Source organism: Mesorhizobium sp. M0028, assembly GCF_040323855.1.
Taxonomy (GTDB): Bacteria; Pseudomonadota; Alphaproteobacteria; order Rhizobiales; family Rhizobiaceae; genus Mesorhizobium.
Map to the genome: position 1 here is coordinate 222,949 of NZ_JAMYVG010000001.1, position 25,158 is coordinate 248,106.

The 25,158-nt window shown below is 62.2% G+C and carries 30 protein-coding genes; 17 read left to right on the forward strand and 13 right to left on the reverse strand.

Annotation, left to right across the window (positions count from 1 at the left end; translation table 11 throughout):
• Positions 1-6 precede the first annotated feature (6 nt).
• From urtD to NKJ93_RS01070, 3 genes are all read left to right on the forward strand, one after another.
• Positions 7-753 carry an urea ABC transporter ATP-binding protein UrtD gene (gene urtD, locus NKJ93_RS01060; protein ID WP_023717809.1) on the forward strand — a complete coding sequence of 249 codons (747 nt, stop codon included), beginning with the start codon at positions 7-9 and terminating at the stop codon, positions 751-753.
• Between the two features lie 70 nt (positions 754-823).
• Entirely contained in the window at positions 824-1,519 is a 696-nt protein-coding gene (urtE, locus tag NKJ93_RS01065) for an urea ABC transporter ATP-binding subunit UrtE (RefSeq protein WP_126041867.1), read from the forward strand.
• Positions 1,520-1,725: 206 nt separating this feature from the next.
• A complete protein-coding gene (locus NKJ93_RS01070) occupies positions 1,726-1,926 on the forward strand; it encodes a hypothetical protein (RefSeq protein ID WP_023717807.1) in 201 nt (66 codons plus the stop codon).
• 45 nt (positions 1,927-1,971) lie between these two features.
• Here NKJ93_RS01070 and NKJ93_RS01075 read toward each other — a convergent pair whose 3' ends face one another.
• The 9 genes from NKJ93_RS01075 to NKJ93_RS01115 form a co-directional block, all read right to left on the reverse strand.
• Positions 1,972-2,778 (reverse strand): DUF72 domain-containing protein, encoded by an 807-nt coding sequence (locus NKJ93_RS01075; protein WP_352587072.1) that lies wholly within the window; start codon positions 2,776-2,778, stop codon positions 1,972-1,974.
• A gap of 28 nt (positions 2,779-2,806) precedes the next feature.
• Positions 2,807-3,277, reverse strand: coding sequence for a GNAT family N-acetyltransferase (locus tag NKJ93_RS01080; RefSeq protein WP_352587075.1), 471 nt, complete (start codon positions 3,275-3,277; stop codon positions 2,807-2,809).
• Positions 3,274-3,684 carry a DUF302 domain-containing protein gene (locus NKJ93_RS01085; RefSeq protein WP_352587078.1) on the reverse strand — a complete coding sequence of 137 codons (411 nt, stop codon included), beginning with the start codon at positions 3,682-3,684 and terminating at the stop codon, positions 3,274-3,276. Before NKJ93_RS01085 ends, NKJ93_RS01080 begins: the two co-directional genes overlap by 4 nt.
• Entirely contained in the window at positions 3,684-6,605 is a 2,922-nt protein-coding gene (uvrA, locus tag NKJ93_RS01090) for an excinuclease ABC subunit UvrA (protein WP_352587081.1), read from the reverse strand. Before uvrA ends, NKJ93_RS01085 begins: the two co-directional genes overlap by 1 nt.
• Before the next feature lie 697 nt (positions 6,606-7,302).
• Positions 7,303-7,596 carry a hypothetical protein gene (locus NKJ93_RS01095; RefSeq protein WP_352587084.1) on the reverse strand — a complete coding sequence of 98 codons (294 nt, stop codon included), beginning with the start codon at positions 7,594-7,596 and terminating at the stop codon, positions 7,303-7,305.
• Positions 7,597-7,680: 84 nt separating this feature from the next.
• Positions 7,681-8,286 (reverse strand): ATP-dependent Clp protease proteolytic subunit, encoded by a 606-nt coding sequence (locus NKJ93_RS01100; protein WP_352482251.1) that lies wholly within the window; start codon positions 8,284-8,286, stop codon positions 7,681-7,683.
• Between the two features lie 26 nt (positions 8,287-8,312).
• Entirely contained in the window at positions 8,313-8,837 is a 525-nt protein-coding gene (locus NKJ93_RS01105) for an SRPBCC family protein (protein ID WP_023717800.1), read from the reverse strand.
• Positions 8,834-9,148, reverse strand: a complete 315-nt coding sequence (locus tag NKJ93_RS01110; protein ID WP_023717799.1) for an ArsR/SmtB family transcription factor — start codon at positions 9,146-9,148, stop codon at positions 8,834-8,836. Before NKJ93_RS01110 ends, NKJ93_RS01105 begins: the two co-directional genes overlap by 4 nt.
• A gap of 81 nt (positions 9,149-9,229) precedes the next feature.
• Positions 9,230-9,619, reverse strand: a complete 390-nt coding sequence (locus NKJ93_RS01115) for a cupin domain-containing protein (protein ID WP_352587086.1) — start codon at positions 9,617-9,619, stop codon at positions 9,230-9,232.
• A 208-nt stretch (positions 9,620-9,827) separates the two neighbouring features.
• Here NKJ93_RS01115 and NKJ93_RS01120 point away from each other — a divergent pair, with 208 nt between their 5' ends.
• Both NKJ93_RS01120 and NKJ93_RS01125 read left to right on the forward strand, forming a co-directional pair.
• On the forward strand, positions 9,828-10,340 hold the full coding sequence (locus tag NKJ93_RS01120; RefSeq protein ID WP_023717797.1) for a single-stranded DNA-binding protein: 513 nt from the start codon (positions 9,828-9,830) through the stop codon (positions 10,338-10,340).
• Between the two features lie 122 nt (positions 10,341-10,462).
• A complete protein-coding gene (locus NKJ93_RS01125) occupies positions 10,463-10,885 on the forward strand; it encodes an OsmC family protein (RefSeq protein ID WP_023717796.1) in 423 nt (140 codons plus the stop codon).
• Between the two features lie 8 nt (positions 10,886-10,893).
• Here the strand turns inward: NKJ93_RS01125 and NKJ93_RS01130 are convergent, their stop codons facing one another.
• Positions 10,894-11,523 carry a MarC family protein gene (locus NKJ93_RS01130; protein WP_023717795.1) on the reverse strand — a complete coding sequence of 210 codons (630 nt, stop codon included), beginning with the start codon at positions 11,521-11,523 and terminating at the stop codon, positions 10,894-10,896.
• A 74-nt stretch (positions 11,524-11,597) separates the two neighbouring features.
• The gene (locus NKJ93_RS01135) at positions 11,598-12,128 is read right to left on the reverse strand and encodes a hypothetical protein (protein ID WP_352587089.1); all 531 of its coding nucleotides are present in this window, start codon (positions 12,126-12,128) and stop codon (positions 11,598-11,600) included.
• 86 nt (positions 12,129-12,214) lie between these two features.
• On the opposite strand from NKJ93_RS01135, the gene NKJ93_RS01140 reads away from it, so the two are divergent.
• Positions 12,215-13,039 (forward strand): helix-turn-helix transcriptional regulator, encoded by an 825-nt coding sequence (locus NKJ93_RS01140; protein ID WP_352587092.1) that lies wholly within the window; start codon positions 12,215-12,217, stop codon positions 13,037-13,039.
• 148 nt (positions 13,040-13,187) lie between these two features.
• A complete protein-coding gene (gyrA, locus tag NKJ93_RS01145; protein WP_352482256.1) occupies positions 13,188-15,998 on the forward strand; it encodes a DNA gyrase subunit A in 2,811 nt (936 codons plus the stop codon).
• Positions 15,999-16,054: 56 nt separating this feature from the next.
• On the opposite strand, the gene NKJ93_RS01150 is transcribed toward gyrA, so the two are convergent.
• Positions 16,055-16,207: a hypothetical protein gene (locus NKJ93_RS01150; RefSeq protein WP_023717791.1), complete on the reverse strand. Its 153-nt coding sequence runs from the start codon at positions 16,205-16,207 to the stop codon at positions 16,055-16,057.
• Between the two features lie 196 nt (positions 16,208-16,403).
• Between NKJ93_RS01150 and coaD the strand changes: the two genes are divergently transcribed.
• The 8 genes from coaD to NKJ93_RS01190 all read left to right on the forward strand — a co-directional run bounded on the left by coaD (position 16,404) and on the right by NKJ93_RS01190 (position 22,602).
• Positions 16,404-16,904, forward strand: coding sequence for a pantetheine-phosphate adenylyltransferase (gene coaD / locus NKJ93_RS01155; RefSeq protein ID WP_023717790.1), 501 nt, complete (start codon positions 16,404-16,406; stop codon positions 16,902-16,904).
• Between the two features lie 75 nt (positions 16,905-16,979).
• Positions 16,980-17,570, forward strand: coding sequence for a peptidylprolyl isomerase (locus tag NKJ93_RS01160; RefSeq protein WP_502895845.1), 591 nt, complete (start codon positions 16,980-16,982; stop codon positions 17,568-17,570).
• A 27-nt stretch (positions 17,571-17,597) separates the two neighbouring features.
• A complete protein-coding gene (locus NKJ93_RS01165; protein WP_023717788.1) occupies positions 17,598-18,110 on the forward strand; it encodes a peptidylprolyl isomerase in 513 nt (170 codons plus the stop codon).
• On the forward strand, positions 18,107-18,505 hold the full coding sequence (locus NKJ93_RS01170; RefSeq protein ID WP_352587095.1) for a hypothetical protein: 399 nt from the start codon (positions 18,107-18,109) through the stop codon (positions 18,503-18,505). The genes NKJ93_RS01165 and NKJ93_RS01170 overlap by 4 nt, the downstream gene beginning before the upstream one ends.
• A gap of 12 nt (positions 18,506-18,517) precedes the next feature.
• Positions 18,518-19,603: a tRNA preQ1(34) S-adenosylmethionine ribosyltransferase-isomerase QueA gene (gene queA, locus NKJ93_RS01175; protein WP_352587098.1), complete on the forward strand. Its 1,086-nt coding sequence runs from the start codon at positions 18,518-18,520 to the stop codon at positions 19,601-19,603.
• On the forward strand, positions 19,593-19,862 hold the full coding sequence (locus NKJ93_RS01180) for a hypothetical protein (protein ID WP_023717785.1): 270 nt from the start codon (positions 19,593-19,595) through the stop codon (positions 19,860-19,862). Before queA ends, NKJ93_RS01180 begins: the two co-directional genes overlap by 11 nt.
• Positions 19,863-19,870: 8 nt before the next feature.
• Positions 19,871-21,001 carry a tRNA guanosine(34) transglycosylase Tgt gene (gene tgt / locus NKJ93_RS01185; protein WP_352482259.1) on the forward strand — a complete coding sequence of 377 codons (1,131 nt, stop codon included), beginning with the start codon at positions 19,871-19,873 and terminating at the stop codon, positions 20,999-21,001.
• A 221-nt stretch (positions 21,002-21,222) separates the two neighbouring features.
• Positions 21,223-22,602 (forward strand): glycosyltransferase family protein, encoded by a 1,380-nt coding sequence (locus tag NKJ93_RS01190; RefSeq protein ID WP_352494583.1) that lies wholly within the window; start codon positions 21,223-21,225, stop codon positions 22,600-22,602.
• A gap of 26 nt (positions 22,603-22,628) precedes the next feature.
• On the opposite strand, the gene NKJ93_RS01195 is transcribed toward NKJ93_RS01190, so the two are convergent.
• Complete coding sequence (locus tag NKJ93_RS01195) at positions 22,629-23,048, reverse strand: DUF4864 domain-containing protein (protein ID WP_023717782.1); 420 nt, start codon at positions 23,046-23,048, stop codon at positions 22,629-22,631.
• Between the two features lie 242 nt (positions 23,049-23,290).
• On the opposite strand from NKJ93_RS01195, the gene NKJ93_RS01200 reads away from it, so the two are divergent.
• The gene (locus tag NKJ93_RS01200; RefSeq protein ID WP_023674883.1) at positions 23,291-23,527 is read left to right on the forward strand and encodes an Lrp/AsnC ligand binding domain-containing protein; all 237 of its coding nucleotides are present in this window, start codon (positions 23,291-23,293) and stop codon (positions 23,525-23,527) included.
• Between the two features lie 172 nt (positions 23,528-23,699).
• Complete coding sequence (locus NKJ93_RS01205) at positions 23,700-25,112, forward strand: circularly permuted type 2 ATP-grasp protein (RefSeq protein WP_023717781.1); 1,413 nt, start codon at positions 23,700-23,702, stop codon at positions 25,110-25,112.
• The last annotated feature ends 46 nt before the right edge of the window (positions 25,113-25,158 follow it).

The following is a 25,158-nucleotide window of genomic DNA, read 5'->3' on the forward strand; positions in this document are numbered from 1 at the left end:
GGCCTGATGTCGAAGAGCAACACCATCCTCTATCTCGACGGCGTGTCGGTTTCCTTCGATGGTTTTCGCGCCATCAACAACCTGTCGCTGGTGCTCGACAAGGGCGAGATGCGGGCGATCATCGGCCCCAACGGCGCCGGCAAGACGACGATGATGGACATCGTCACCGGCAAGACGCGGCCCGACGCGGGCGAGGTCTTCTTCGACGGCGAGGTCGACCTGACTAAACACGACGAGGCCGAAATCGCCATGATGGGCATCGGCCGTAAATTCCAGAAGCCGACCGTCTTCGAAAGCCACACGATCGAGGACAATCTGATGCTGGCGCTGAAAGGCCCGCGCTCGATCTTCCCGGCACTGTTCCATCGTCGCTCGGCCGCGGAAGCGCGGCAGATCGACGACATTCTCGGCATCATCCGGCTTGGCGACAAGCGCGACGAACTCGCCGCCAATTTGAGCCATGGCCAAAAACAATGGCTCGAGATCGGCATGCTTTTGGCGCAGGATCCGAAGCTGCTGCTGGTCGACGAACCGGTTGCCGGCATGACAGACGCCGAGACTGAGGAAACCGCGCGGCTGCTTAGAGACATCGCGCGCGACCATTCGGTCATCGTCGTCGAGCACGACATGCATTTCGTGCGCGAGCTCGGCGTCAAGGTTACCTGCCTGCACGAAGGCTCGGTACTTTCCGAGGGCTCGCTCGACTTCGTTTCGGCCGACGAGCGCGTCGTCGAAGTCTACCTGGGGAGATGAGCATGGTCTGGCGCGTTCCGTTCCATCATTTCGACCTTTCGTTTTTCAGGCGTTGGAGAAAGCGCTGACCATGCTCGAAGTCTCCAATGCCACGCTGCATTACGGCGCCGCCCAGGCGCTGCGCGGCGTCTCGCTAAAGGCCGGCGCCGGCAAGATCACCTGTGTGCTCGGCCGCAACGGCGTCGGCAAAACCAGTTTGATGAGATCGATCGTCGGCCATCACCGGCTGACGAGCGGAAGTGTTGCCTTCGAGGGGAAGGCGCTCGACCGGAGCGCGGCGTATGATCGCGCCCGGTCGGGCATCGCATTCGTGCCGCAGGGCAGGGAGATCTTTCCACTGCTTACGGTGCGGGAAAACCTCGAATCGGGATTCGCGCCGCTGAAGCGCGCCGACCGCAACATTCCCGGTCACGTCTTCGAGCTGTTTCCGGTGCTGAAGCAGATGCTCGCGCGCCGCGGCGGCGATCTGTCCGGCGGCCAGCAGCAGCAGCTTGCCATCGGCAGGGCACTGGTGATGCGGCCGAAACTGCTGGTGCTCGACGAGCCGACCGAAGGCATCCAGCCGTCGATCATCAAGGATATCGGCCGCGCCATCCGCTATCTGCGCGACCAAGCCGGCATTGCCGTGCTTTTGGTCGAACAGTATCTCGATTTCTGCCGGGAATTGGCCGACGAGGTCAATATCATGGACCGCGGCCAGATCGTCCATACCGGCCCCGCCGAGGATCTCGACCGGGCGGACGTGCGGAAGTTCCTGACCGTCTGAATTCTTATTGCTTCTATTACTTTGCAACTCTGGCGCGCCGAAGATTGCGTGCTAGATTTTGCTTGGCCTTGGTGAGTCGGCCGCTTTCCGTACCAGTTCCAAATTGGCAGATCAGGGGAAGGCGCGGGCCGCTTGCGCGCAAGCCGCTCCCTCCAGCGATCTGTTGTCGTCCAACATTTCGTGTGCTTGGGAGCCAGGGGCAGACGATGGAGCGCTATGTCGAGGACTACCAGAAACGACGGCTCACGGAGCGTGTCGACATCATAACCGCCATCAACATTCTGAAATCGCAGGGATATGAACACGACGAACTTATCGCGGAGATCACCAAGGTCTTCTATGTCGATCTCGATGCTTTCAACGAGATCGTCAGGGTTGATCGGCGTCCGGACGAGCGCGCCGCATAGCCGGTAATCTAGGAGCCGGCCAGCCGGACCGCCGACAGCGGGGCGTCAGCCTGCGACCCGCTTCATCAGCGCGATGGCGCCGAATGGAGCGCGGACCTTGCCCTCGGTGATGAAGTAGACCAACACGTCGCGTGGCTTGACCGGCGCGTCGGTCGAAGGATCGGCGCGCGGCAGCTCGGCCGGTACCTTGCCTTGCGCCCAAGTCTTGGCGCGGGCCGCCCATTCATCGAGCGCCTTGGGCGTATAGCAATCGGGATTGTCGTCGCTGCCGGTCTGCAGGCGCGCATAGATGAAATCGCCGGTGACGTCGGCAATCGCTGGATATTTAGCATGATCAGCAAAAACGATCGCGACCTTGTGCTTGCGTGCCAAGGCGGCGAACTCGGGCACGACGAAGCTGTCGTTGCGCACCTCGGCCGCGTGGCGCAGCGCAACGCCGTCCTGCTTCTCCGGCAATAGCTTGAGGAACGCCTCGAAGTCGTCCGGGTCGAATTTCTTGGTCGGCGCGAACTGCCACAGGATCGGCCCAAGCTTGTCGCCAAGTGCCGCGACGCCCGACCCGAGGAAGCGCATAATCGATTCGCCGGCTTCGCCGAGCACGCGGCGGTTGGTGACGAAGCGGTTGCCCTTCAGCGAATAGACGAAACCATCCGGCGCCTCGTTGGCCCATTTGACGAAGGTCGGTTCCTTGAAGCTCGAATAATAGGTGCCGTTGACCTCGATGGTCGGCACCTGCCGGCTGGCATAATTCAGCTGCTTGGCCTTCGACAATTTGTCCGGGTAGAAGGACGTGTCCCAGGGCTCGAAGGTCCAGCCGCCCATGCCAGCGCGGATTGTTCCTGATTGAGTCATGGTAGTCCTCCCGGTTTGCAGAAAAGGATCACGCGATGGCGGTCGTCTCGACGGCTTTCGCCATGTCGACGACCGTCCATCCTGGCCGATATGGATTGGGCCGGCGACCCGTTTCGCGAAAGCCGTAGGCCTTATACAACGAAACGTTCCGTTCTATTCTGGAATTGGTGTAGAGTCGGATTTCAGGCAAGCTCCACAGGCGCGTCTGTTGCTCGGCCCAGTCGAGCAGCCCGATGCCGAAACCCTTGCCTTGAAAGGCGGGCGCAACGGCGACGCTGAAGATCATTGTGTGGTCATCGTGCCGTTCGAGAACGATCAGGCCGGCCGGCTGTCCGTCCTGCTCCGAAAGCCAGACCTCGCCGCGTTCTATGCGCGGCGCATAGTCCTCGGTGACGGGGATCGGCGGCGCTCCGAACAGGGCAGTGTAGGGCGCGTAGGCGTCGGTGGTGAGCGAGATCACCGTAGGGAGATCATCGGCCCGAGCGGCTCTCATGATCAAAACTGGCCCGCGCCGGCAGCGGCCGCAATCACCTTGTCCATGCCGGCGGCGATCGCAGCGACGGCATTGCGACTAGCGTCGCCCAAGCCGTGGCGTTCCGCCAGCCAGTGTGCGTCATTGTAGGAGAGCCAGACCTTGCCTTGCTCGTCCTCCCAAGCCAGCGCCTTGACCGGCAGATCGATGCCGGCAAGCTGCCGGTCCTGCATCAGTGGCGTACCGCCTTGGGGATTGCCGAAAATCAGGAGCTGGGTTGGACGCAGTGATGTTTCGACATTGCGCGCACCGGCGGCGTGGTCAATGCGGGCGAAGACCAGCAATCCTGCACGTGCCACAGTCTCGACGAGGCGATCGATGGTTTCGGCCACGCCGAAGCTGCTTTGGACCGTGATGAGACCGTTCTTTGCCATCACTCCGCCGCTTCGCGCTTGCCTCCGGGGCGCCGCTCCAGCAATTCCCTCAGGAACTGCCCGGTATAGCTGCGCTTTTCGCGAACGATGTCCTCCGGCGTGCCGGACGCCACCAGCTCGCCGCCGCCGTCACCACCTTCGGGGCCAAGATCGAGAACCCAGTCAGCGGTCTTGATCACCTCTAGATTGTGCTCGATGACGACGACCGTGTTGCCCTGGTCGACCAGCTCGTGCAGCACTTCAAGCAGCTTGGCGACATCGTGGAAATGCAGGCCGGTGGTCGGTTCGTCGAGGATGTAGAGCGTTTTGCCGGTTGCCTTGCGCGACAGTTCCTTGGCGAGCTTGACGCGCTGCGCTTCGCCGCCCGATAAAGTCGTCGCCTGCTGGCCAACATGGATGTAGCCGAGGCCGACCCGTTTCAGCGTCTCCAGCTTGTCGCGCACGCCGGGCACGGCGGCGAAGAAATCGACGCCTTCCTCGACCGTCATGTCGAGCACGTCGGCGATGGACTTGCCCTTGAACAGCACGTCGAGCGTCTCGCGGTTGTAGCGCTTGCCGTGGCAGACATCACAGGTGACATAGACGTCGGGCAGAAAATGCATCTCGATCTTGATGACGCCGTCGCCCTGGCAGGCCTCGCAGCGGCCGCCCTTGACGTTGAACGAGAAACGGCCCGGCTGGTAGCCGCGCGCCTTGGCCTCCGGCAGGCCGGCGAACCAGTCGCGGATCGGCGTGAAGGCGCCGGTATAGGTTGCAGGGTTGGAGCGCGGGGTGCGCCCGATCGGCGACTGGTCGATATCGATGACCTTGTCGAGGAATTCCAGCCCTTCGATGCGGTCGTGATCGGCAGGATGCTCACGCGAGCCCATGATGCGGCGTGACGCCGCCTTGAACAAGGTCTCGATCAGGAAGGTCGACTTGCCGCCGCCGGACACGCCGGTGACGGCGGTAAACGTGCCGAGCGGGATTTCAGCGGTGACGTTCTTCAGATTGTTGCCGCGCGCGCCGACGACCTTCAGCCGGCGGTTCTTTTTCGCGTCGCGCCGAACCGCAGGCGTCGCCACTTCGAGCTCGCCCGACAGATATTTGCCGGTGATCGAGGCGGGAGTCGCCATGATCTGCTGCGGTGTGCCCTGGGCGATGATGTGACCGCCATGGATGCCGGCGGCCGGGCCGATATCGACGACGTAGTCGGCATGCAGGATGGCATCCTCGTCGTGCTCGACGACGATGACCGTGTTGCCGATGTCGCGCAGATGCTTCAGCGTGTCGAGCAGGCGGGCATTGTCGCGCTGATGCAGGCCGATCGACGGCTCGTCGAGCACGTAGAGCACGCCGGTCAGGCCGGAGCCGATCTGCGAAGCGAGGCGGATGCGCTGGCTCTCGCCGCCCGACAGCGTGCCGGAGTTGCGCGACAGCGTCAGATAGTCGAGACCGACATCGTTGAGGAAGCGCAGCCGCTCGCGGATTTCCTTGAGCACGCGCACTGCGATCTCGTTCTGCTTGTCGTTAAGCGAAGCAGGCAAATCGGTGAACCACTGGTCAGCCTTGCGGATCGACAGCTCGGTGACCTCGCCAATGTGCTTGCCGGCGATCTTGACTGCGAGCGCCTCGGGCTTCAGCCGGTAGCCGCGGCAGGCCGGGCAGGGCGTGGCCGACATGAAGCGCTCGATCTCCTCGCGCATCCAGGCGGATTCGGTTTCCTTCCAGCGGCGCTCGAGATTGGGGATGACGCCCTCGAAGGTCTTGGTCGTCTTGTAGGAGCGCAGCCCGTCATCATACTGGAAGGCGATTTCGCGCTCGCCAGTGCCGTGCAGGATGGCTTGCTTTGCCTCTTCGCTCAAATCCTTGAACTTGTCGCCGAGCTTGAAGCCATAGGCAACGCCCAGCGCTTCCAGCGTCTGCGCATAATAGGGTGAGGTCGACTTCGCCCACGGGCTGACGGCGCCGGCACGCAGCGAGACATTCTCGTCGGGCACGACCAGGCTGGCGTCAATGGCGCGCTGGCTGCCGAGCCCGTCACAGGTCGGGCAGGCGCCGAACGGATTGTTGAACGAGAACAGCCTGGGCTCGATCTCGGGAATGGTGAAGCCGGACACCGGGCAGGCGAATTTTTCCGAGAACAGCATGCGCTCATGCGTCTCGTTCTTCGACTTGTTGACCGAATCCTCGCCGGTCTGGCTGGCGTCGAGCGGCTTGTCGGCAAATTCCGCCACCGCCAGCCCGTCGGCCAGCTTCAGCGCAGTCTCGATGGAATCGGCGAGCCGCGTCGCCAGATCGCCGCGCACGACGATGCGGTCGACGACGACGTCGATGTCGTGCTTGTACTTCTTGTCCAGCGCCGGCACGTCGGCGATCTCGTAGAAGACGCCGTCGACCTTGACGCGCTGAAAACCCTTTTTCTGCAGCTCGAGCAGTTCCTTGCGGTACTCGCCTTTGCGGCCGCGCACCATCGGTGCCAGGATGAACAGCCGGGTGCCCTCTTCGACCGCAAGCACCCGGTCGACCATCTGCGAAACCGTCTGGCTCTCGATCGGCAGGCCGGTGGCCGGCGAATAGGGGATGCCGACGCGGGCGAACAAAAGCCGCATATAATCGTAGATCTCGGTGACGGTGCCGACCGTCGAGCGCGGGTTCTTCGAGGTGGTCTTCTGCTCGATGGAGATGGCCGGCGACAGGCCGTCGATCTGGTCGACGTCCGGCTTCTGCATCATCTCGAGGAATTGCCGTGCGTAGGCCGAAAGGCTCTCGACATAGCGGCGCTGGCCTTCGGCATAGATGGTGTCGAAGGCAAGCGACGACTTGCCGGACCCCGACAGGCCGGTCATGACAATCAGGCTGTCACGCGGCAGGTCGAGATCGACATTCTTCAGATTGTGTTCGCGTGCCCCGCGAATGGAGAGATATTTATGGTCGGCCATCGCCGGTCGCCGCCTCAGAATCTGGAATTCGTGGGATGGGCGGGTTTTCCCGACCACCCCCTATGTAGGTAATTTCGCCGCCTTTTCGAGAGACGCCACAACTCTCGACCAATGCGTTTAACCGCCTTTCGCGCGAACGGGCAAGCGGAAAGAACAAAGGCCGAACACGCTCCTGACAAAAGCTGCCCCTACAGCCGGCTTCACAATGCGTCTCGCGATCACATTTTTCGGTAATCGGCTATTCAAGGTTGACGTCCATGGGTCACGGGGGCAGACTCCAAACGTCAACGAAGCCGGCCGTCTTTCGATGGCCTCGCGGCCTGGGGCTAGCCAGCGAGACGCCGCGGGTTATGCGATGAGCGCTTCGACGACGACAGTCGCAACGAACAGAAGGAGAGCAGAGGCATGACTCCACCGGATAGTTCCTTGAGGCTCCACGTGTCGCTGGAGCCGCGGCAGGTATAAGTAGCCAGGTCAGGCGTTTAGCGCTACCTGCCAACGTTGACCTGCCGATCCCCACAACAATCAGAGACTGCTAGTCGGATCGTCGGCTGAATGCCGCGAAGCATCCGAAATAAAAAGCCGGCAGTACACTCCCGGCAATTTGGATTTTAGATCCAAGAAGCCCCGTCAGTTGCACAAGCAATGGCGGGGCTGTTCGTTTGAAGCGCACATTTGTGGTGCATACCAGGCGAACTTAGCGGCTGGGAGGCCTGATCCCGCCGGTGGCGACATCGATGGTGATGCTACCGGAAATCCGAACTTCGGTATCGCCGATCTTGAATGTGCCGTAGCCGCTGCTGGGAACCGCCCCGTCGGGCTCGGGCTGCAGCGCTGGCTCGGCGATGCGATAGTCGCTGGTCACACCGGGCAGGGCGCCCCTTTGCGCCGACGTCGAATTATCTTGGGCAAATGCCGTGCCCACCAGCATGTTCGTGCCCGCAATGGCGGCAATGGCAAGGTATAGGCTGGGTGAACGGCTGGCGGTCATCACCTGACTATAGTGCGGCGATAGCGCCGAAGCCAGACCGGCGGCGCTGAAAGTTGCCGGCCCTTATATCGCTTCGAAGGTGCTTCACGCGGCCTGTTTGCGAGTGTCGAAAACATGGTCGACGAGGCCCCAATCCTTGGCCTCCTGCGCGGTCATGAAAAAGTCGCGGTCGAGCGTGCGTTCCACTTCTTCGTAGGTGCGGCCGCAATGCTGGGCGTAAAGATCGGTCATGCGCCGCTTGGTGCGAAGGATGCCCTCGGCATGGCGCTGGATGTCGGAGGCCTGGCCCTGGAAACCGCCGAGAGGCTGATGCAGCACGATGCTGGCGTTGGGCAATGCGATGCGCCGCCCCGGCGTGCCCGCCATCAAGAGGAACGAGGCCATCGAGGCGGCGAAGCCCATACAAACGGTGGAGACCGGGCAGCTGATGTACTGCATCGTGTCGTAGATGGCGAAACCGCTGGTCACCACGCCGCCCGGCGAGTTGATGTAGAGCGAGACCTCCTTGTCGGGATTGTCGGATTCCAGCGACAGAAGCTGGGCGCAGACCAGCGCCGAGGTGCCGTCGTCGATCGGGCCGTTGATGAAGACGATGCGCTCGCGCAGCAGCCGCGAAAATATGTCGAAGGCGCGTTCGCCGCGGCTCGACTGCTCGATCACCATCGGCACCAGATTGGCAAGGCCGCTCATCGTTTCTCTCCGTTGACTATTGTCGTTCAGGCCGCGCGCAGGAAGAGGCGCGGGATGTTGGCGGCGATCTGCTTGTGCCTGGGATTGCGCGCTTCAAACGAAAGCCGACAGCCGGCGCCTGCCATCGCGATCTCCGGCATCGCTGCCCGAGCAAAACCATCATGGACGATGCGCAGATGCGTGCCGCCGGAAACGGTGCGATCGAGCGTAAAGGTGACGATGCTGTCCACCGGGCTGTCGTCCATTGGGCTGTCCACCGGGCTGCCGGGCGGCGCCTGCGTATCGCCGGGCGCCGGCCGTTCCCGCCAGGAATAGCGCAGCAGCCGTCCGGGATCGGCGTCGAGGATTTCGCATTCGATCGGCGCCTCCGGCGCTTTAAAGGCAAAGCGGCTACCGATCTTTGGTTCAATGTCGTTCGGCATCATCCAGGCCGCGAGCAGGTCCGGCACCGTCAGCGCCCGCCACACCTTTTCCGGCGGCTCCGGCAGCTCGCACTCGAACTCGATCTTGTCTGCCGCCATTTCCGCGCGTTCTTTGCCTCGGCTGGTCATTGGTCCATGTCCTTCAAAACCGTCTTGAGCCTTTCGATGCGCTCTGGCCAGAACGCGCGGTAGCGTTCGATCCAGCCGAGCAGTGGCGCAAGCCCCTTCGGATCGGCGCGGTAATAGGCGTTGCGACCGGCCCGGCGCTCGACCACGAGGCCGGCGCCGCGCAGCACGGCGAGGTGTTGCGATACCGCCGGCTGCGATACCGGCATGCCAGTGCGCAGTTCCGACACCGTCATCTCGCCGCCGGCGAGCCGCTCATAGACGGCGCGACGCGTCGGATCGGCCAGTGCCCGAAAAATCTCTGCTTCGATCATGTCAAAAGCATAAGTCGATACTTATCGGTTTGGCAAGCCGTGTTTTTAAGACAGGCGGTGTTTTTTAAGACGGGCGAGGTTTTACAAACTCGCTGGAAGCCAGCGTCTCACCATGTCAGGGGATCCGTTGAACGTCGCCTCGAAAACTGGTGACGCGAGCACGGCATGGATATGAAGCATTTCGGAGCCGACGTTTCGGAAGCCATGTCGCCTGCGCGCGGCAACAACAAGCGACTGTCCGGCAGTCAAGACGACATGCTCTTCGTCGATCCACATCTCGGCCTTGCCAGCGATGACGGTAAGCACTTCCTCGACCGGGTGCCAATGTGTCGGGGCGCCAACCGCTGGTTCGACCCATTGTTCGAATATGCAAAGTTGAGTTGCGCCGTTGCGGGCCGAGACATGCATTCGGGTCTTTACCCCCGCCCGCCATTCTTCTTGCGGCTGATCGTCATGCGCGACCGTCTTCATGCGTTCGCCTCGATCCCATGGTCTGTGGAAATTCGACGCCAAGACACTACTTCTTACTGACAACTATTGACAGTGCAGGGCCTGTACTATAGAACGAAAAGAGAACAAAAACGTTGTGGGAAAAGGCAGCGACGGCAGGCAGGGCTTATCCATTGCCTGTAAGGTGCAGCGACAGAAATCTGGTTTCGGATGAGCGCGGAGAAGTATCATGGCGGGTAGCGTCAACAAGGTCATTCTGGTGGGCAACCTCGGGGCGGACCCTGAAATCCGCCGCCTGAATTCGGGTGACCCGGTTGTCAACATCCGCATCGCGACGTCGGAAAGCTGGCGCGACAAGACGTCCGGAGAGCGCAAGGAAAAGACCGAGTGGCACAATGTCGTGATCTTCAACGATCAGATCGCCAAGGTGGCCGAGCAGTATCTGAAGAAGGGCATGAAAGTCTACGTCGAGGGCCAGTTGCAGACGCGCAAGTGGCAGGACCAAACCGGCAATGACCGCTATACGACCGAAATCGTGCTGCAGAAATTCCGCGGCGAGCTGCAGATGCTCGATGCACGGGGCGAGGGCGGCGGCCAGGTCGGCAACTATGCCGGTGGTGGTGCCAGCCGCGGGTCCGATTTCGGCCAGTCCGGCCCGGGCGAAAGTTTCAATCGCGGTGGCGCCAACAAGGGCACCGGCGGTGGTTCGTCGCGCGAACTGGACGACGAAATCCCGTTCTGATTTCTCGGGGCGGACTGCCCTTGCGGCGAAAAGCGCCAGCACCTTGGCCACGAAATGGCGTCCCGAAAATCTGTCTTGGATTTTCGGGACGTTGTGCGTTTGAGCGGTGAAAGGACGGATCAGTGAAAGCAAGGGTCACATGGGTCGAGGAGCGCACTTTCGTCGGCGAGTCCGCCAGTGGGCACAAGCTGGTGCTAGGCACTGCGTTCGGGCCGGAGGGCAAGACGCCGGGGCCGAGCCCAATGGAGCTGGTGCTGATCGGCACCGGCGGCTGTTCGGCTTATGACGTGGTCCATATCCTGGAAAAGGGGCGCGAGGCGGTCGAAGATTGCGTCGTCGAACTCGATGCCGACCGTGCAGAAGCCGATCCCAAGGTGTTCACCCGCATCCACATGCATTTCGTCGTCAAGGGCCGGGCGCTGTCGCACGACAAGGTAAAGCGCGCGATCGAGCTTTCGATCGAGAAATACTGCTCGGCCTCGGCAATGATGGCCAAGACCGCCGTGATCACCCATGACTTCGAAGTGATCGAGACGGCGAAGTAGGGCGGTTCCTACGTCGCCATCAGTGCCTTGATGCCGTCGGCGACGAACTGCACGGCGAGCGCCGCCAGTATGACGCCAAGCAGCCGCGTGAGGATCGAACGGCCGGTCTGGCCGAGGATACGGTCGATGCGCTCTGACAGCACGAACACCAGGTAGGTGATGACAAGGCAGATCGCGATGATGCCGACAAGTGCTGTCTGCGCGCTAAAACCCTGAAACGAGCTTGAGAGCAGGACGGTCGCCGAAATCGCGCCGGGACCCGCAATAAGCGGGATCGCCAGCGGAAAGGCGGCGATGTTGTGGATCATGTCCCTGGTGATGGCGACATCGCCGATCTTCTCCTTGCGGTCCTGCCGGCGCTCGAACACCATTTCGAAGGCGATGAAGAACAGCAGAAAGCCGCCGGCGACGCGGAAGGCCGGCAGGGTGATGCCGAAGACTGACAGGATCGACGCGCCGGCGACTGCGAACAACGCCATCACCAGGAAGGCGATGACCGAGGCGCGCACGGAGACCTGGTTGCGCTCCTCGCGGTTCATGCCGCGGGTCACGGCGAGGAAGAGCGGCGCCAGGCCGGGCGGATCGATCGTCACCAGTATGGTGACGAAGGCGTTGAACAGGCTGTCGAAGCTCGGCATGCTGACCCTCCCCGCCGGCAATGCCGGATAACGGGATTGGTAGAGCAAAGCGGTGCCAGTGGAAACCGTGCGGATCAGGGGCTGGCGGCGCGCCGCGCCAGAAACTCGACTTCGACACGCCAGGTGGCGCCGTCGTCATACGAGCGCTCGCCCAGCCAGCGGAAGGAATCTCCGGTCATCCGGGAAAAGCTCCAGCGTACCGAAGCGCCGGTGCCGTCTGCGCCCAATTGGACGATCGTGTCGCCTTCGACGCGGCCCAGCTGGCGGCTGTAATACTGGTTGCGCGGGTCGCTCCAGAAGATGTGCCAGGCGTCGACGCCTGAGTCATAGACGCGCAACGTCGTGCCATAGAAGGTCCATTTGCCGAGCGACGGCGAGGGGCCGGCGTCGCGAGCGGGCAGGATCCATACGTCCTGGATCGCGCGGCCCTCGAGCACCCAGCCGAAATGCACTTCGCCGCGCCCGGTCAGCACCTGGCCGTCCTCGAGATGGCGCGTGGCGTCGAACGTCCAGGCGCCGACGAAGCGGCCATAAAGGTTCAGTTTCTCGGCAAGGGCCGGTACGGGCCTATCGCTGTGCAGGGCCTTGGCAAAGGAATTGGACATGGCTTCGCTCTCATCTTGTCAGGAGACCGGTAAGCATAGAGGCCGACCGGGGTTCTGCGCTTGGGAAAAATTGCTATGTTTCGGCGATGACGACGAGCGCGCATAGGCTGGCGTCGGGCCGAGGCTGGCAGGTGTTGGATGTCGTCTGCATCGCTAGTGCCGCCGACAGGCCATTCGAGGAGGAGCATCGGGATTTCTGCGTCGCCGCCGTGACCAGCGGCACGTTCCGCTATCGTGCGCGCCAGGGCACGGCGATGCTGGCGCCGGGCGCGCTCCTGCTCGGCAATCCCGGCACCTGCTACGAATGCGGGCATGAGCATGGCACCGGCGACCGCTGCCTCTCCTTCCATTTCGGACTGGCCTATATGGAGCGGATCGTCGCCGACGCGGGCGCAAAGCAGCTTGATTTCAGCATGCCGCGCCTGCCGCCTTTGTCGGCGCTGGTGCCGCTGCTCGCCGAAGCGGAGGCGGCGCGCGAGATGGCCGACACCGGCGCGTTCGAGGAACTCGCCCTGCGCATTGCCGGCGCAGCCGTGACAGCGGCTTGCGGCGATACGGATCGGGGACGGGCGCCAAGTCGCCGTGACCAGAAGCGTGTCGCCGAAGCGGTGCGCCGCATCGAAATCGATGCCGACCGGCCGATCTCGCTTGCCGAACTCGCCGACGAGACCGCCACCAGCCCTTACCATTTCCTGCGCACCTTCCGGCACGTTGCCGGCATGACGCCCTATCAGTTCCTGCTGAGAGCGCGGCTGCACAGGGCAGCCGTGCGGCTGCGGACGTCAGATCAGGCGATCTCGGCGATCGCCTTTGCGGCGGGATTCAACGATCTATCAACCTTCAACCGCCGTTTCCGGCGGCTGATGGGCGAGACGCCGGGAACTTATCGCGCCCGCCGGCGACGCTCGTGAAAGGGTGCCACGGCCATATCGTCGCAATTGGTGTATCCTTTTGAATTTGCCGCTAAAAACGACACTGGAAAACTGCCGCGATTATTGGAGTTTCGGGCCGGCTTCCTATATAAGCACCAAGTGATTCCTGATTAGATTGTGATCCGATTTGACCGACCAAAAGACACCGCGCGGCGCCGACGGCGGCCCCACCGGCATCGAGCCGATATCCATCATCGAGGAGATGCAGCGCTCCTATCTCGATTACGCCATGAGCGTAATCGTCAGCCGTGCGCTGCCGGACGTGCGCGACGGCCTCAAGCCGGTGCATCGCCGCATCCTCTACGCCGCCTATGAGAGCGGCTATCACTGGAACCGCAAATATGTGAAATCGGCACGCCCGGTCGCCGACGTGATGGGTAAATACCATCCGCATGGCGACGCCTCGATCTATGACGCTTTGGTGCGCATGGCGCAGGATTGGTCGCTGCGCGTTCCGCTGATCGACGGGCAGGGCAATTTCGGCTCGATCGACGGCGATCCGCCGGCGGCGATGCGCTACACGGAATCGCGGCTGACCAAGGTCGCGCATGAGTTGCTGGAAGACATCGACAAGGACACCGTCGATTTCCAGGACACTTACGATGCGTCGGGCAGCGAACCGAAAGTCCTGCCGGCGCGCTTCCCGAACCTGTTGGTCAACGGCTCCGGCGGTATCGCCGTCGGCATGGCCACCAACATCCCGCCGCACAATCTGGGCGAGGTCTGCAACGGCGCCATTGCCCTCATCGACAATCCGGCGATCGACCTGCCGGCGCTGATGGAGATCATTCCTGGACCGGATTTCCCGACCGGCGGCATCGTGCTTGGCCGCTCCGGCATCTACAGCGCCTATTCGACAGGCCGCGGTTCCATCGTCATGCGCGGCCGCGTCAACGTCGAGCCACGCGGCAACGACCGTGAATCGATTGTCATCACCGAGGTTCCCTACCAGGTGAACAAGGCGTCGATGATCGAGAAGATGGCCGAGCTGGTGCGCGATAAGCGCATCGAGGGCATTTCCGACATTCGCGACGAGAGCGACCGCCAGGGTTACCGCGTCGTTATCGAACTGAAGCGCGACGCCGTCGCCGATGTCATCCTCAACCAGCTTTACCGCTTCACCCCGCTGCAGACGTCCTTCGGCGCCAATATGGTGGCGCTGAACGGCGGCAAGCCGGAATTGCTGACGCTGACCGACATGCTGAAGGCGTTCGTCGCCTTCCGTGAGGAGGTGATCAGCCGGCGCACGAAATTCCTGCTGCGCAAGGCGCGCGACCGCGCCCATGTGCTGGTCGGCCTTGCCATTGCTGTTGCCAACATCGATGAAGTCATCAAGCTGATCCGCACGGCGCCGGACCCGCAGACGGCGCGCGAGCAGTTGATGGAGCGGCGCTGGCCTTCGGGCGACGTGGAATCGCTGATTCTGTTGATCGACGATCCGCGCCATCGCATCAACGAGGACGGAACCTACAATCTCTCCGAGGAGCAGGCCCGCGCCATCCTCGAACTGCGCCTGCAGCGCCTGACCGCGCTCGGCCGCGACGAGATCGCGGACGAGCTGAATACGATCGGCGACGAGATCAAGGATTACCTGGACATCCTGTCGTCCCGCGCCCGCATCCAGCAGATCGTCAAGGACGAACTCATCGCCGTGCGCGACGAGTTCGGCACACCGCGCCGCACCGAGCTCGCCGAGGGCGGGGCCGACATGGAAGACGAGGACCTCATCCAGCGCGAGGACATGGTCGTCACCGTCAGCCATTCCGGCTACATCAAGCGCGTGCCGCTGTCGCTCTACCGGGCGCAGCGCCGCGGCGGCAAGGGCCGCTCCGGCATGTCGACCAAGGACGAGGATTTCGTCACCCGGCTGTTCGTCGCCAACACGCACACGCCGGTGCTGTTCTTCTCCTCACGCGGTATCGTCTACAAGGAAAAGGTCTGGCGCCTCCCGATCGGCAACCCGCAATCGCGCGGTAAGGCGCTGATCAACATGCTGCCGCTCGAACAGGGCGAGCGCATCACCACCATCATGCCGCTGCCGGAGGATGAGACGAGCTGGGGCGAGCTCGACGTGATGTTCGCCACCACGCGCGGCACGGTGCGTCGCAACAAGCTTTCGGACTTCGTCCAGGTCAACCGCAACGGCAAGATCGCCATGAAGCTGGACGAGGAAGGCGACGAGATCCTCGGCGTCGAAACCTGCACCGACAATGACGACGTGCTTTTGACGGCAAGTTCCGGCCAGTGCATTCGCTTTTCGGTCAGCGACGTACGCGTCTTCCAGAGCCGCAATTCGGTCGGTGTACGCGGCATAGCCATGGCCGATGGCGACCGGGTGATCTCGATGGCGGTGATCGAGCATGTCGATGCGCCGCCGGCCGAGCGGGCCGCCTACCTCAAGCGGGTGGTGGCTGAACGTCGGCTTGTCGTCGACATTGCCGCCGGTGAGGAGGAAGAAATCCAGCTTACCAATGAGGAGGTCGGCGAAGAGGCGGAGCTTTCCGACGAGCGCTACGAATTCCTCAAGGCACATGAGCAGTTCGTGCTGACGGTTACGGAATATGGCTACGGCAAGCGTTCGTCGTCCTACGATTTCCGTCTGACCGGCCGTGGCGGCAAGGGTATCCGCGCCACCGACGTGTCGAAAACGGCCGAAATCGGCCGCCTGGTGGCGACTTTCCCGGTCGGCAATGACGATCAGATCATGCTGGTTTCGGATGGCGGCACCGTCATCCGCGTCCCGGTCAACGGCATTCGTTTTGCCAGCCGCGCCACCAAGGGCGTTACGATCTTTAATACCGCAGAGGGCGAGAAGGTCGTTTCGGTGGAGCGGATTTCAGAGCCGCAAGCCGACGAAGAGATCGAAGAGAGTGTCGATGCTGAAGGTGGCGCTGCTACCGATGCCGAAGGTGGGGAGCCTGACAGTACCGTCGAGTGAGTTTGCCGCGACGGCGCCAGCCCTATGGGCCGGCGTTCTCAAGAAACCCCAGCAATCTAGAAGTGGCGATAAGGCTTGCGGATGCCGAAGCCTTCGAACCGTTTGGTATTGGCCTTGGCGCGGACTCGCTGTGCTTCCTGATGCAACCCGAATACGGTAGCGATCAGCATGGCGACGGTCATTGCGGTAGCGAGCATGTAGATCAGCATGTGCGTGTTCTCCTGCGCCTAACAACGGTTAGATGGGTGTTTGGTTTCATCTTTCGAAGCTGCAACTTAGTGAACACTGCGTGAAGCCGTTGTGAGCGGCACATTCATCTGTCGTTCACGTCGGCCAAAAGGTTCATGGGGCGGGCCTGCCGATCGGATTTGCCTTTAGGGGAGAGGCTCGCTAGAAGCACCTGCCATGACCGAACGCATCGCCCTTTATGCCGGCTCTTTCGACCCGCTGACCAACGGCCATCTCGACGTGCTGAAGGCGTCGCTGGCCGTGGCGGACACCATCTATGCGGCGATCGGCATCCATCCCGGCAAGAAGCCATTGTTTTCCTTCGAGGAACGGGTCGATCTGATCGAAACGGCAACGAAGGCGGAATTCGGCAGCGACGGTGCGCGCATCAAAGTGGTCGCCTTCGACGGTCTGGTCATCGACGCGGCCAGGAAGCATGGCGCCTCGATCATGATCCGCGGCCTGCGCGACGGCACCGATCTCGACTACGAGATGCAGATGGCCGGCATGAACGAGACCATGGCGCCGGAGCTGCAGACGGTCTTCCTGCCCGCCAGCCCCTCGGTGCGCACCATTACCGCCACACTTGTGCGCCAGATAGCTTCGATGGGAGGCGACATCCGCCACTTCGTGCCGGCGGCCGTGGCCGGCGCGCTCACCGCCAAATTCGCGAAATAAATGCATGTCGCCCAAAAGTGGAGCCCGGTTTTGGGTAACGACATGCATGAACGAAGATATTCGGAGAAAGATCCCATGCAGCTGAAAAAGCTTGCCTTCTTGCTTGTCATGCTTGCCGGTCTTGTGACCGCATCGGTGTCGGCGTTTGCCGCCGATCCCGAAAACACCATGATCGTAACGCTGAAGGACGGCGACGTGACCATCGCGCTGAGGCCCGACCTTGCGCCGAAGCACGTCGCGCAGATCAAAAAGCTGGTGCGCCAGGGCGCCTACGACAACGTCGCCTTCCACCGCGTCATCGACGGCTTCATGGCGCAGACCGGCGACGTCAAGTTCGGCAATATGAAGAGCGGCTTCAATGCCGACGCCGTCGGCACCGGCGGTTCCGATCTTCCCGACCTGCCGGCCGAATTCTCCAGCACCGAGCACTACCAGCGCGGCGTGGTCGGCATGGCCCGCTCCGACGATCCGAATTCCGCCAATTCGCAATTCTTCATCATGTTCGCGCCGGCACCGCCGCTCGACGGCCAGTACACCATCGTCGGCAATGTCGTCAGCGGCATGGAGCTGGTGGACCACATCAAGAAAGGCGAAGCGGCGCAGAACGGGACGGTGACCGACCCCGATCGCATGATCAAGGTGCGTATCGCCGCTGACGGCAAGTAAACCCAAGTTTCAAAAGGATATTCTGACATGGCCGAGATCAAGGACCGCGAGAACGCGCTTATCATGGACACGACCAAGGGCAAGGTCGTCATTGAATTGTTCCCAGACCTGGCGCCCGGCCATGTCGGCCGCATCAAGGAGCTGGCGCGCGAAGGCGCCTATGACGGCGTAGTCTTCCACCGCGTCATCGACGGCTTCATGGCGCAGACCGGCGACGTGAAATTCGGCAATTCCAATAAGCCGTCTTTCGCGCCGACCCGCGCCGGTACGGGCGGTTCCGATAAGCCCGACTTGAAGGCCGAGTTCTCCAACGCCAACCACGGCCGCGGCACCTGCTCGATGGCGCGCTCGCAGAACCCGAACTCGGCCAATTCGCAGTTCTTCATCTGCTTCGACGATGCCGCCTTCCTCAACCGCCAGTACACGGTGTGGGGCCAGGTCATCGAAGGCATGGACAATGTCGACAAGATCAAGCGCGGCGAACCGGTGCAGGATCCCGACAAGATCGTGTCGCTCAAGGTCGCGGCCGACGTGAAATGACCAGCCGGGCTGTCGCGGCCATCGCATTTGTGCTCGTCGCGGCGGCCACTCCGGCGGTGGCGACGGAATCGATCGTTTGCGGCGCCGACGGCGGCGCGGCATCGATCGACGTGTTGATGGGACACACAGCCGTCATTGCAGTGGCGCGCGTGTGGCTGGATGCCGGCGGCAAGACATGGACCACGGACGGCCAGCCGGGTTCAACGAAAGTCATCGTCGGACAGGCATTCGAGGACGACGAGCGTATGCTGATCGATCTCACTGATGAGGGCCTCAGCTCGATCGTCGCCAGATTGCGGCTGGTCAAGGCCAGCGAGCAGTCCAGTTTCGCGATGGGCGGCACATTGAGCATAGACGGTGTCGGCGCCTGGGCGGTGACCTGCCCGGAACCTTGAGGCGGGGATTTCTTGCGCGTCGACCTTTTTGACTTCGATCTGCCGGAGGAGCGCATCGCGCTTCGCCCAGCCGAGCCGCGCGACAGTGCCAGAATGCTGGTGGTCAGCCCGGGCGCGGGGCTCGAGGACATGACCGTGCGCGACCTGCCGTCCCTGCTCAAGGCTGGTGATGTGCTGGTTTTCAACGACACCAAGGTCATTCCTGCGCAGCTGAAAGGCATCAGGCGGCGCGGCGAGGCAGCGGCGCAGGTTGAAGCCACGCTGCACATGCGGACGGCGCCCGACCGGTGGCTCGCCTTCATGCGGCCGGGCAAGCGCGTCGCCGCCGGCGATCGCATCCATTTTGGTCATGATGCCAATTCCTGCTTTCTCGGCCAGCTCGACGCGACCGTGATCGAGAAGGGTGAAGGTGGCGAGGTGCTGCTCGGCTTCGACCTGTCGGGTCCGTTCCTCGATGAGGCTCTGCACGCCGTCGGCCACATCCCGCTGCCGCCCTACATCGCCTCCAAGCGTGACGACGACGAGCGCGACCGCAGCGATTACCAGACCATCTATGCCAGGGAGGAGGGCGCCGTGGCCGCGCCGACGGCAGGGCTGCATTTCACGCCGGAGCTGTTTGCGACGCTCGACGCCAAGGGCATAGAGCGCCGTTTCGTCACGCTGCATGTCGGCGCCGGCACGTTTTTGCCGGTGAAGGCGGACGACACCGCCGACCACAAGATGCACGCCGAAACCGGTTCGGTCAGCCCGGAAACCGCCGAGGCGCTGAATGCGGCGAGAGCAAAAGGAGGGCGCATTATCGCTGTCGGCACGACATCGCTGCGTTTGTTGGAGAGCGCGGCTGGCAAGGACGGCAGGCTGGCCGCATGGTCAGGCCCGACCGACATCTTCATCACGCCCGGCTATCGCTTCAAGACCGCCGACATGCTGATGACCAATTTCCATCTGCCGCGTTCGACGCTGTTCATGCTGGTTTCGGCCTTCTGCGGTTTGCAGACGATGCACGCGGCCTATGCGCATGCCATTGAGAACCGCTACAGGTTCTATTCCTATGGAGACGCAAGTCTTCTGTTCAGGGAGGATAACGATGGACGATGACCTGGAAACTTTCGGCCGCGAAGCCTTGCTCGCCGAGGTCAGGAAACTGCGCGCCGGCATCCGCCAACACCGCGACGCCACCGGCCATGATCTGTGCTGGCATCACCCCGACCTCTGGTCGCTTTTACCCGAAAAGACCGAGCCGGCGATTGCCGTGCCGCCCTGGCCGAAATTCATGCGCGGCTGCATCCGCTACCGGCAGTCGCTCGACCGACAGGCTCCGGACGCGCCGGTGTTCGACAAGGAGTTCGATGGCTAGCGAATTCAATGACTAACGCATTCGCCTTCAAGGTGCTGGCGACCGAAGGCAGAGCCCGGCGCGGCTCAATCACCATGCCGCGCGGGGAAATCCGCACGCCCGCTTTCATGCCGGTCGGCACCGGCGGCACGGTGAAAGCCATGTATATGGATCAGGTGCGCGGTGTCGGCTCGGACATCATCCTTGGCAATACCTACCACCTGATGCTGAGACCCGGCGCCGAGCGCGTGGCTCGGCTCGGCGGCCTGCATGAATTCGCCCGCTGGCCCTATCCGATCCTCACCGACAGCGGCGGCTTCCAGGTGATGTCGCTGTCGAAGCTGAGGAAACTGACCGAGAACGGCGTGACCTTTCGTTCGCATATCGACGGCGGCGCCTACGAGATGTCGCCGGAGCGTTCCATCGAGATCCAGGGGCTGCTCGATTCAGACATCCAGATGCAACTCGACGAGTGCACGGCGCTGCCGGCCAAGGAAAAAGAGATCGAGCGTGCCATGGAGTTGTCGTTGCGCTGGGCCGAGCGCTGCAAGACGGCGTTCGGCGAGCAGCCCGGCAAGGCGATGTTCGGCATTGTGCAAGGCGGCGATATACCGGACCTGCGGCTGCGCTCGGCGCAGGCGCTGAAGGCGATGGAGCTGAAGGGCTACGCGGTCGGCGGGTTGGCCGTCGGCGAGCCGCAAGCGGTGATGCTGGAGATGCTCGACATCACTTGCCCGGAGTTGCCGGCTGATCGGCCGCGGTACCTGATGGGTGTCGGTACGCCGGACGACATCTTGAAGTCGGTGGCGCGCGGCATCGACATGTTCGACTGCGTGATGCCGACGCGGGCAGGGCGGCATGGCCTTGCCTATACACGGCGCGGCAAGGTCAATCTGCGCAACGCCCGCCATGCCGACGATCCGCGCCCGCTCGATGAGGAAAGCGACTGCCCGGCCGCACGCGACTATTCGCGCGCCTATCTGCACCACCTGGTGCGCTCGCAAGAGGCGCTCGGGGCGATGCTCCTGACCTGGAACAATCTGTCCTACTACCAGCAGCTGATGCGCGACGTTCGCGAAGCGATCGGGGCTGGCAGGTTCGCCGGACAAGCTGAGATCATCACGCAGCAATGGGCAAACGGTGACCTCCCCGTCCGGTAGGCGTGCTCGCCAGGAATCCGGCTCCAGGAAGGAGTCGCACCTGCCATGAACTGTTTTGAAACGTCTGCCTAATAAGCATTGCCGGACGACATCGGGCGAGGATCAAGAACCTGTTCGTTTCGGGGCAAGTTTCAGTTCCTGGCACGACGGTGCGGACGAATGGCAGCGCCGAGCCTTCGCCTTCGCCCTCCGTGGCGGTCCAGCAATGGACGGCGGGGTCGTTGCTTGCCGTTCTGGTCATCGCCGTGACCGGCTTGGTTTTGCGCTTGCTTGGCGCGCGCGGCGACCTTTGGCTGGACGAGATCTGGAGCTTTGCGCTGATTGAGCCGCTGACCTCGATCGACCAGATATTCTGGCGCGTCAATCACGACAACAATCATTTCCTCAACTCGGTCTATCTCTATCTCATCGGCCCCGACGCTTCGCCTTTGATCCAGCGAGGCCTGTCGATAGCACTAGGTGTTGCCACGACAGTTGCGGCGGCAGCGACCGCCGCACCGCACGGACGACGGGCGATGATTGCCACAAGCCTGTTGTTTGCCGTGAGCTATCCGATGGTGCACTACGGCTCGGAGGCGCGTGGCTATGCCGGCCTTGTGCTCTTCACGCTGCTTTCGGTGGTTTTTCTGGAGCGCCGGCTCGACAACAAACGGTTGTCTGGCACGGCCTTGGCAGCGGCGATCCTTTTCGGGTTCCTATGCCATCTCACCATGATCGGAATGGTGGCAGTCCTCGCAATCTGGACCGCGTGGCTCGCCTGGCAGCGTACGGCGAGGGTCAGCCGTGTCGTTGCGGATCTGGCGTCGATCTTCCTGCCGGCCTTGCTTGCCGTGCTGCCGCTGGCTGCCTGCGTGTTTATCGGCGGCAGGCTGTTCGGCTTCAGTGTCGGTGGTGTTTCGCCGTTCTCGATTGCCGCCTTCGCGCAGGGCTATGGCGGAATGATCCGCTCTCTGTTCGGGCTGCCCCCCTGGTTCGGCGACTGGCCGTATATCGTTGCCGCCTGCGGTCTTGTTGGCCTCTCCGCTGGTGTCTGGTGCGATCGCCGGGCCAGCCTCTATGTCATCGGGATTATCGGACTGCCTTTGCTCATGGCGGCGACACATCTGCCCAATCTCGAGTTTCCGCGCTATTTCATCATCAGCGGAACATTGCTGCTGCTCTGGGCCGGCGAGATGATCGGTCGCGGCTTGGCTGCTCGCGGGACTGCCAGGCTATTTGCGGTGGGAGCACTGGCGATCGTGGTGAGTGGAAGCATTTCGTCGCTGCTCCAATTCTATCAGTACGGACGCGGCTCGTACGCTGCTATGGTCGATGAAATGACCAGGAACGGCGCTGCCGCCTATGCGAGCAACAGTGATTTCCGCACCGCCATGGTCGTCGATTATTTTGCGGCGCGGACGGATCGTCGGGCTTGGCTGGTTCCGGAAAACAGGATGTGCGCCGACCGGCCGGCTTGGCTGATCCTCGAGGGGGATGTGGACAAGCAAGCCGAACATGTTGAACCGACGGCCGCATGCGCTTTGGCGTATGAACGGGCCGACGCGTCGAGACACTGGGGGTTTTCAGGCCTGAGCTGGACGCTCTACCGGCGACAGGATTGAGACAACTTTGCCCTCCTCAAGCACCCTCAGGTGCTGAGCGACGTGGACGCGCGCAGGCTGCAGCCGGTGATCCGAAAGCTGCCGTCAGGCTGTAGTTCGAGCGTGTAGACCGCCTCATAGTCCTTGCCATCCGGGCCGACGATCAGCACCTGCTGGATGATCGAGGTCGGGCTCGTCTCGCGAACCTTGCCGAAGGAGTAGGTCTGCGGTTGGCGCACCGGCGGGTAGCCGTTGGTCACCATGTTCATGAAGGTATCGACAGTTGGAAAGATGCGTTTCACATTTGGTGCGGCAAAGCTGTAGGCCGTCGCTCCGTCGTTGGCGATGAAGGCCTTCAATTGACCATCGATGACCGTTTGCGCCGCCTTGACTTCGGCGTCGCCAGCAAAGGCCTGGGATGCGAAAATGAATGGAACGACTGCGAATGCGAAAAACGCGCGGCGCATGGCCTGTCTCCGTTGTCCCTGAGAAATCGCTGTCCGAGGTACATGATACTATACGCTTTGCAGTGCTCGAGGGTTTCAGCCGAGCGCAAACATTCGGCGCCGCGAGCTGTGTCCAGACCGAGAAAGCATTGTCGAGGCTAGAACAGCCTGAGCGATGGCCGATGCTTGAAAGCCGGGCGGCAGTCTGCCACAAGGGCCGCTCGATTTTACCTAGAGCGTGCGATGTTGGGCAGGACCAGGCAATGAAAGCATTTTTCGTGCAGATAAAGTGCGATCTGGGCAAGGCCTATGACGTTGCCAGCGCCCTGGCCGATGCCGAGATCGCTTCCGAAATCTACTCGACAGCCGGAAACTACGACCTGCTCGCCAAATTCTATGTCGACGACGAGGAAGACATCGGCCACTTCGTCAACGAGAAAGTGCAGATTCTTCCCGGCATCAAAGACACGTTCACGGTCGTCACCTTTCGCGCGTTTTGATCCGCATCCGGCATCTGCCCGGACACGAAGCAAAGCCTGACTACGGCCCTATCGGCACTGCCTTAATTTTAGGCAAGAGCGATATACTGATCGCCGGCGCCCACCAAATCACCGATTGCGCTTGATTTTCTCCAGCGAGGCCAGTGAAATGGCGCCACAGGGGAGTATACGATTGGCAGCGTTCGATGAAATGCTTCCGGAAGTTTCCGGGCTGAGAAAACCGTATTCGGCTTACGATCGCTGGCTGAAGGAACAGGACCCGGCCAGGCTTAACGAGAAGATGCAGGACGCCGAACGCGTCTTTCGCAAGACCGGCATCACATTCGCCGTTTACGGCGAGCAGGAAGCATCGGAGCGGCTGATACCCTTCGACATCGTTCCGCGCATCATTTCCGGCAACGAATGGCGACGGCTGACGCAAGGCATCGAGCAGCGCGTCCAGGCGCTGAACGCCTTTCTCGACGACATCTACCATCGTCAGGAAATCTTGCGTGCCGGCCGTGTGCCGAAGGAGTTGATCGCCAAGAACGAGGCGTTCCTGCCCGAAATGATCGGGGTGCGGCCGCCGGCCGGCGTCTATACCCATATCATCGGCGTCGACATCGTACGCATCAGCGAGAACGAGTTCTACGTGCTGGAGGACAATGCGCGCACGCCGTCCGGCGTCTCCTACATGCTGGAGAACCGCGAGACGATGATGCAGCTCTTTCCCGAGTTGTTCCAGCAGATCAAGGTGCGGCCGGTGGAGAATTATCCGCAGCTCTTGCGCCAGTCGCTGGCCGCAGTGCGGCCGCAAAGCACCAAGGGCGCGCCGACCATTGCCGTGCTGACGCCGGGCAGCTTCAACTCGGCCTATTTCGAACATGCTTTCCTTGCCGACCAGATGGGGGTGCAACTCGTCGAAGGGCAGGATCTGCGCGTCGTCGATGGCCATGTCGCGATGCGCACGACCGAGGGCTACAAGCAGATCGACGTGCTCTACCGGCGCGTCGACGACTCGTTCCTCGATCCGCTGACCTTCCGCCCGGACTCAGCCCTTGGCGTGCCGGGCATTATGGACGTCTACCGCGCCGGCAATATCACGATCGCCAATGCGCCCGGAACCGGCATTGCCGACGACAAGGCGATCTATTCCTACATGCCCGAAATCGTCGAATTCTACACCGGCCGCAAGGCGATGCTCGGCAACATCCCGACCTGGCGCTGCTCGGAACCGGACAGCCTGAAATATGTGCTGGAGCACATCGACGAACTGGTGATCAAGGAGGTCCACGGGTCCGGCGGTTACGGCATGCTGGTAGGACCTGCGGCGACCAAGAAGGAATGCGAGGATTTTTCCAAAAAGCTCGCGGCAAAACCGTCGAACTACATTGCCCAGCCGACGCTGGCGCTGTCGACCTGTCCGATCCTGACGGACAAGGGGCTGGCGCCGCGCCATGTCGATCTGCGCCCCTATGTGCTGGTGTCCGACCGTATCCAGATCGTGCCCGGTGGACTGACGCGAGTAGCGCTCAAGGAAGGCTCGCTGGTCGTCAATTCCTCGCAAGGCGGCGGCACGAAGGATACTTGGGTGTTGGATGATTAGAGCGAATAGCGAATAGTGAGTAGCGAATAGGGAAGAGGGCACCAAC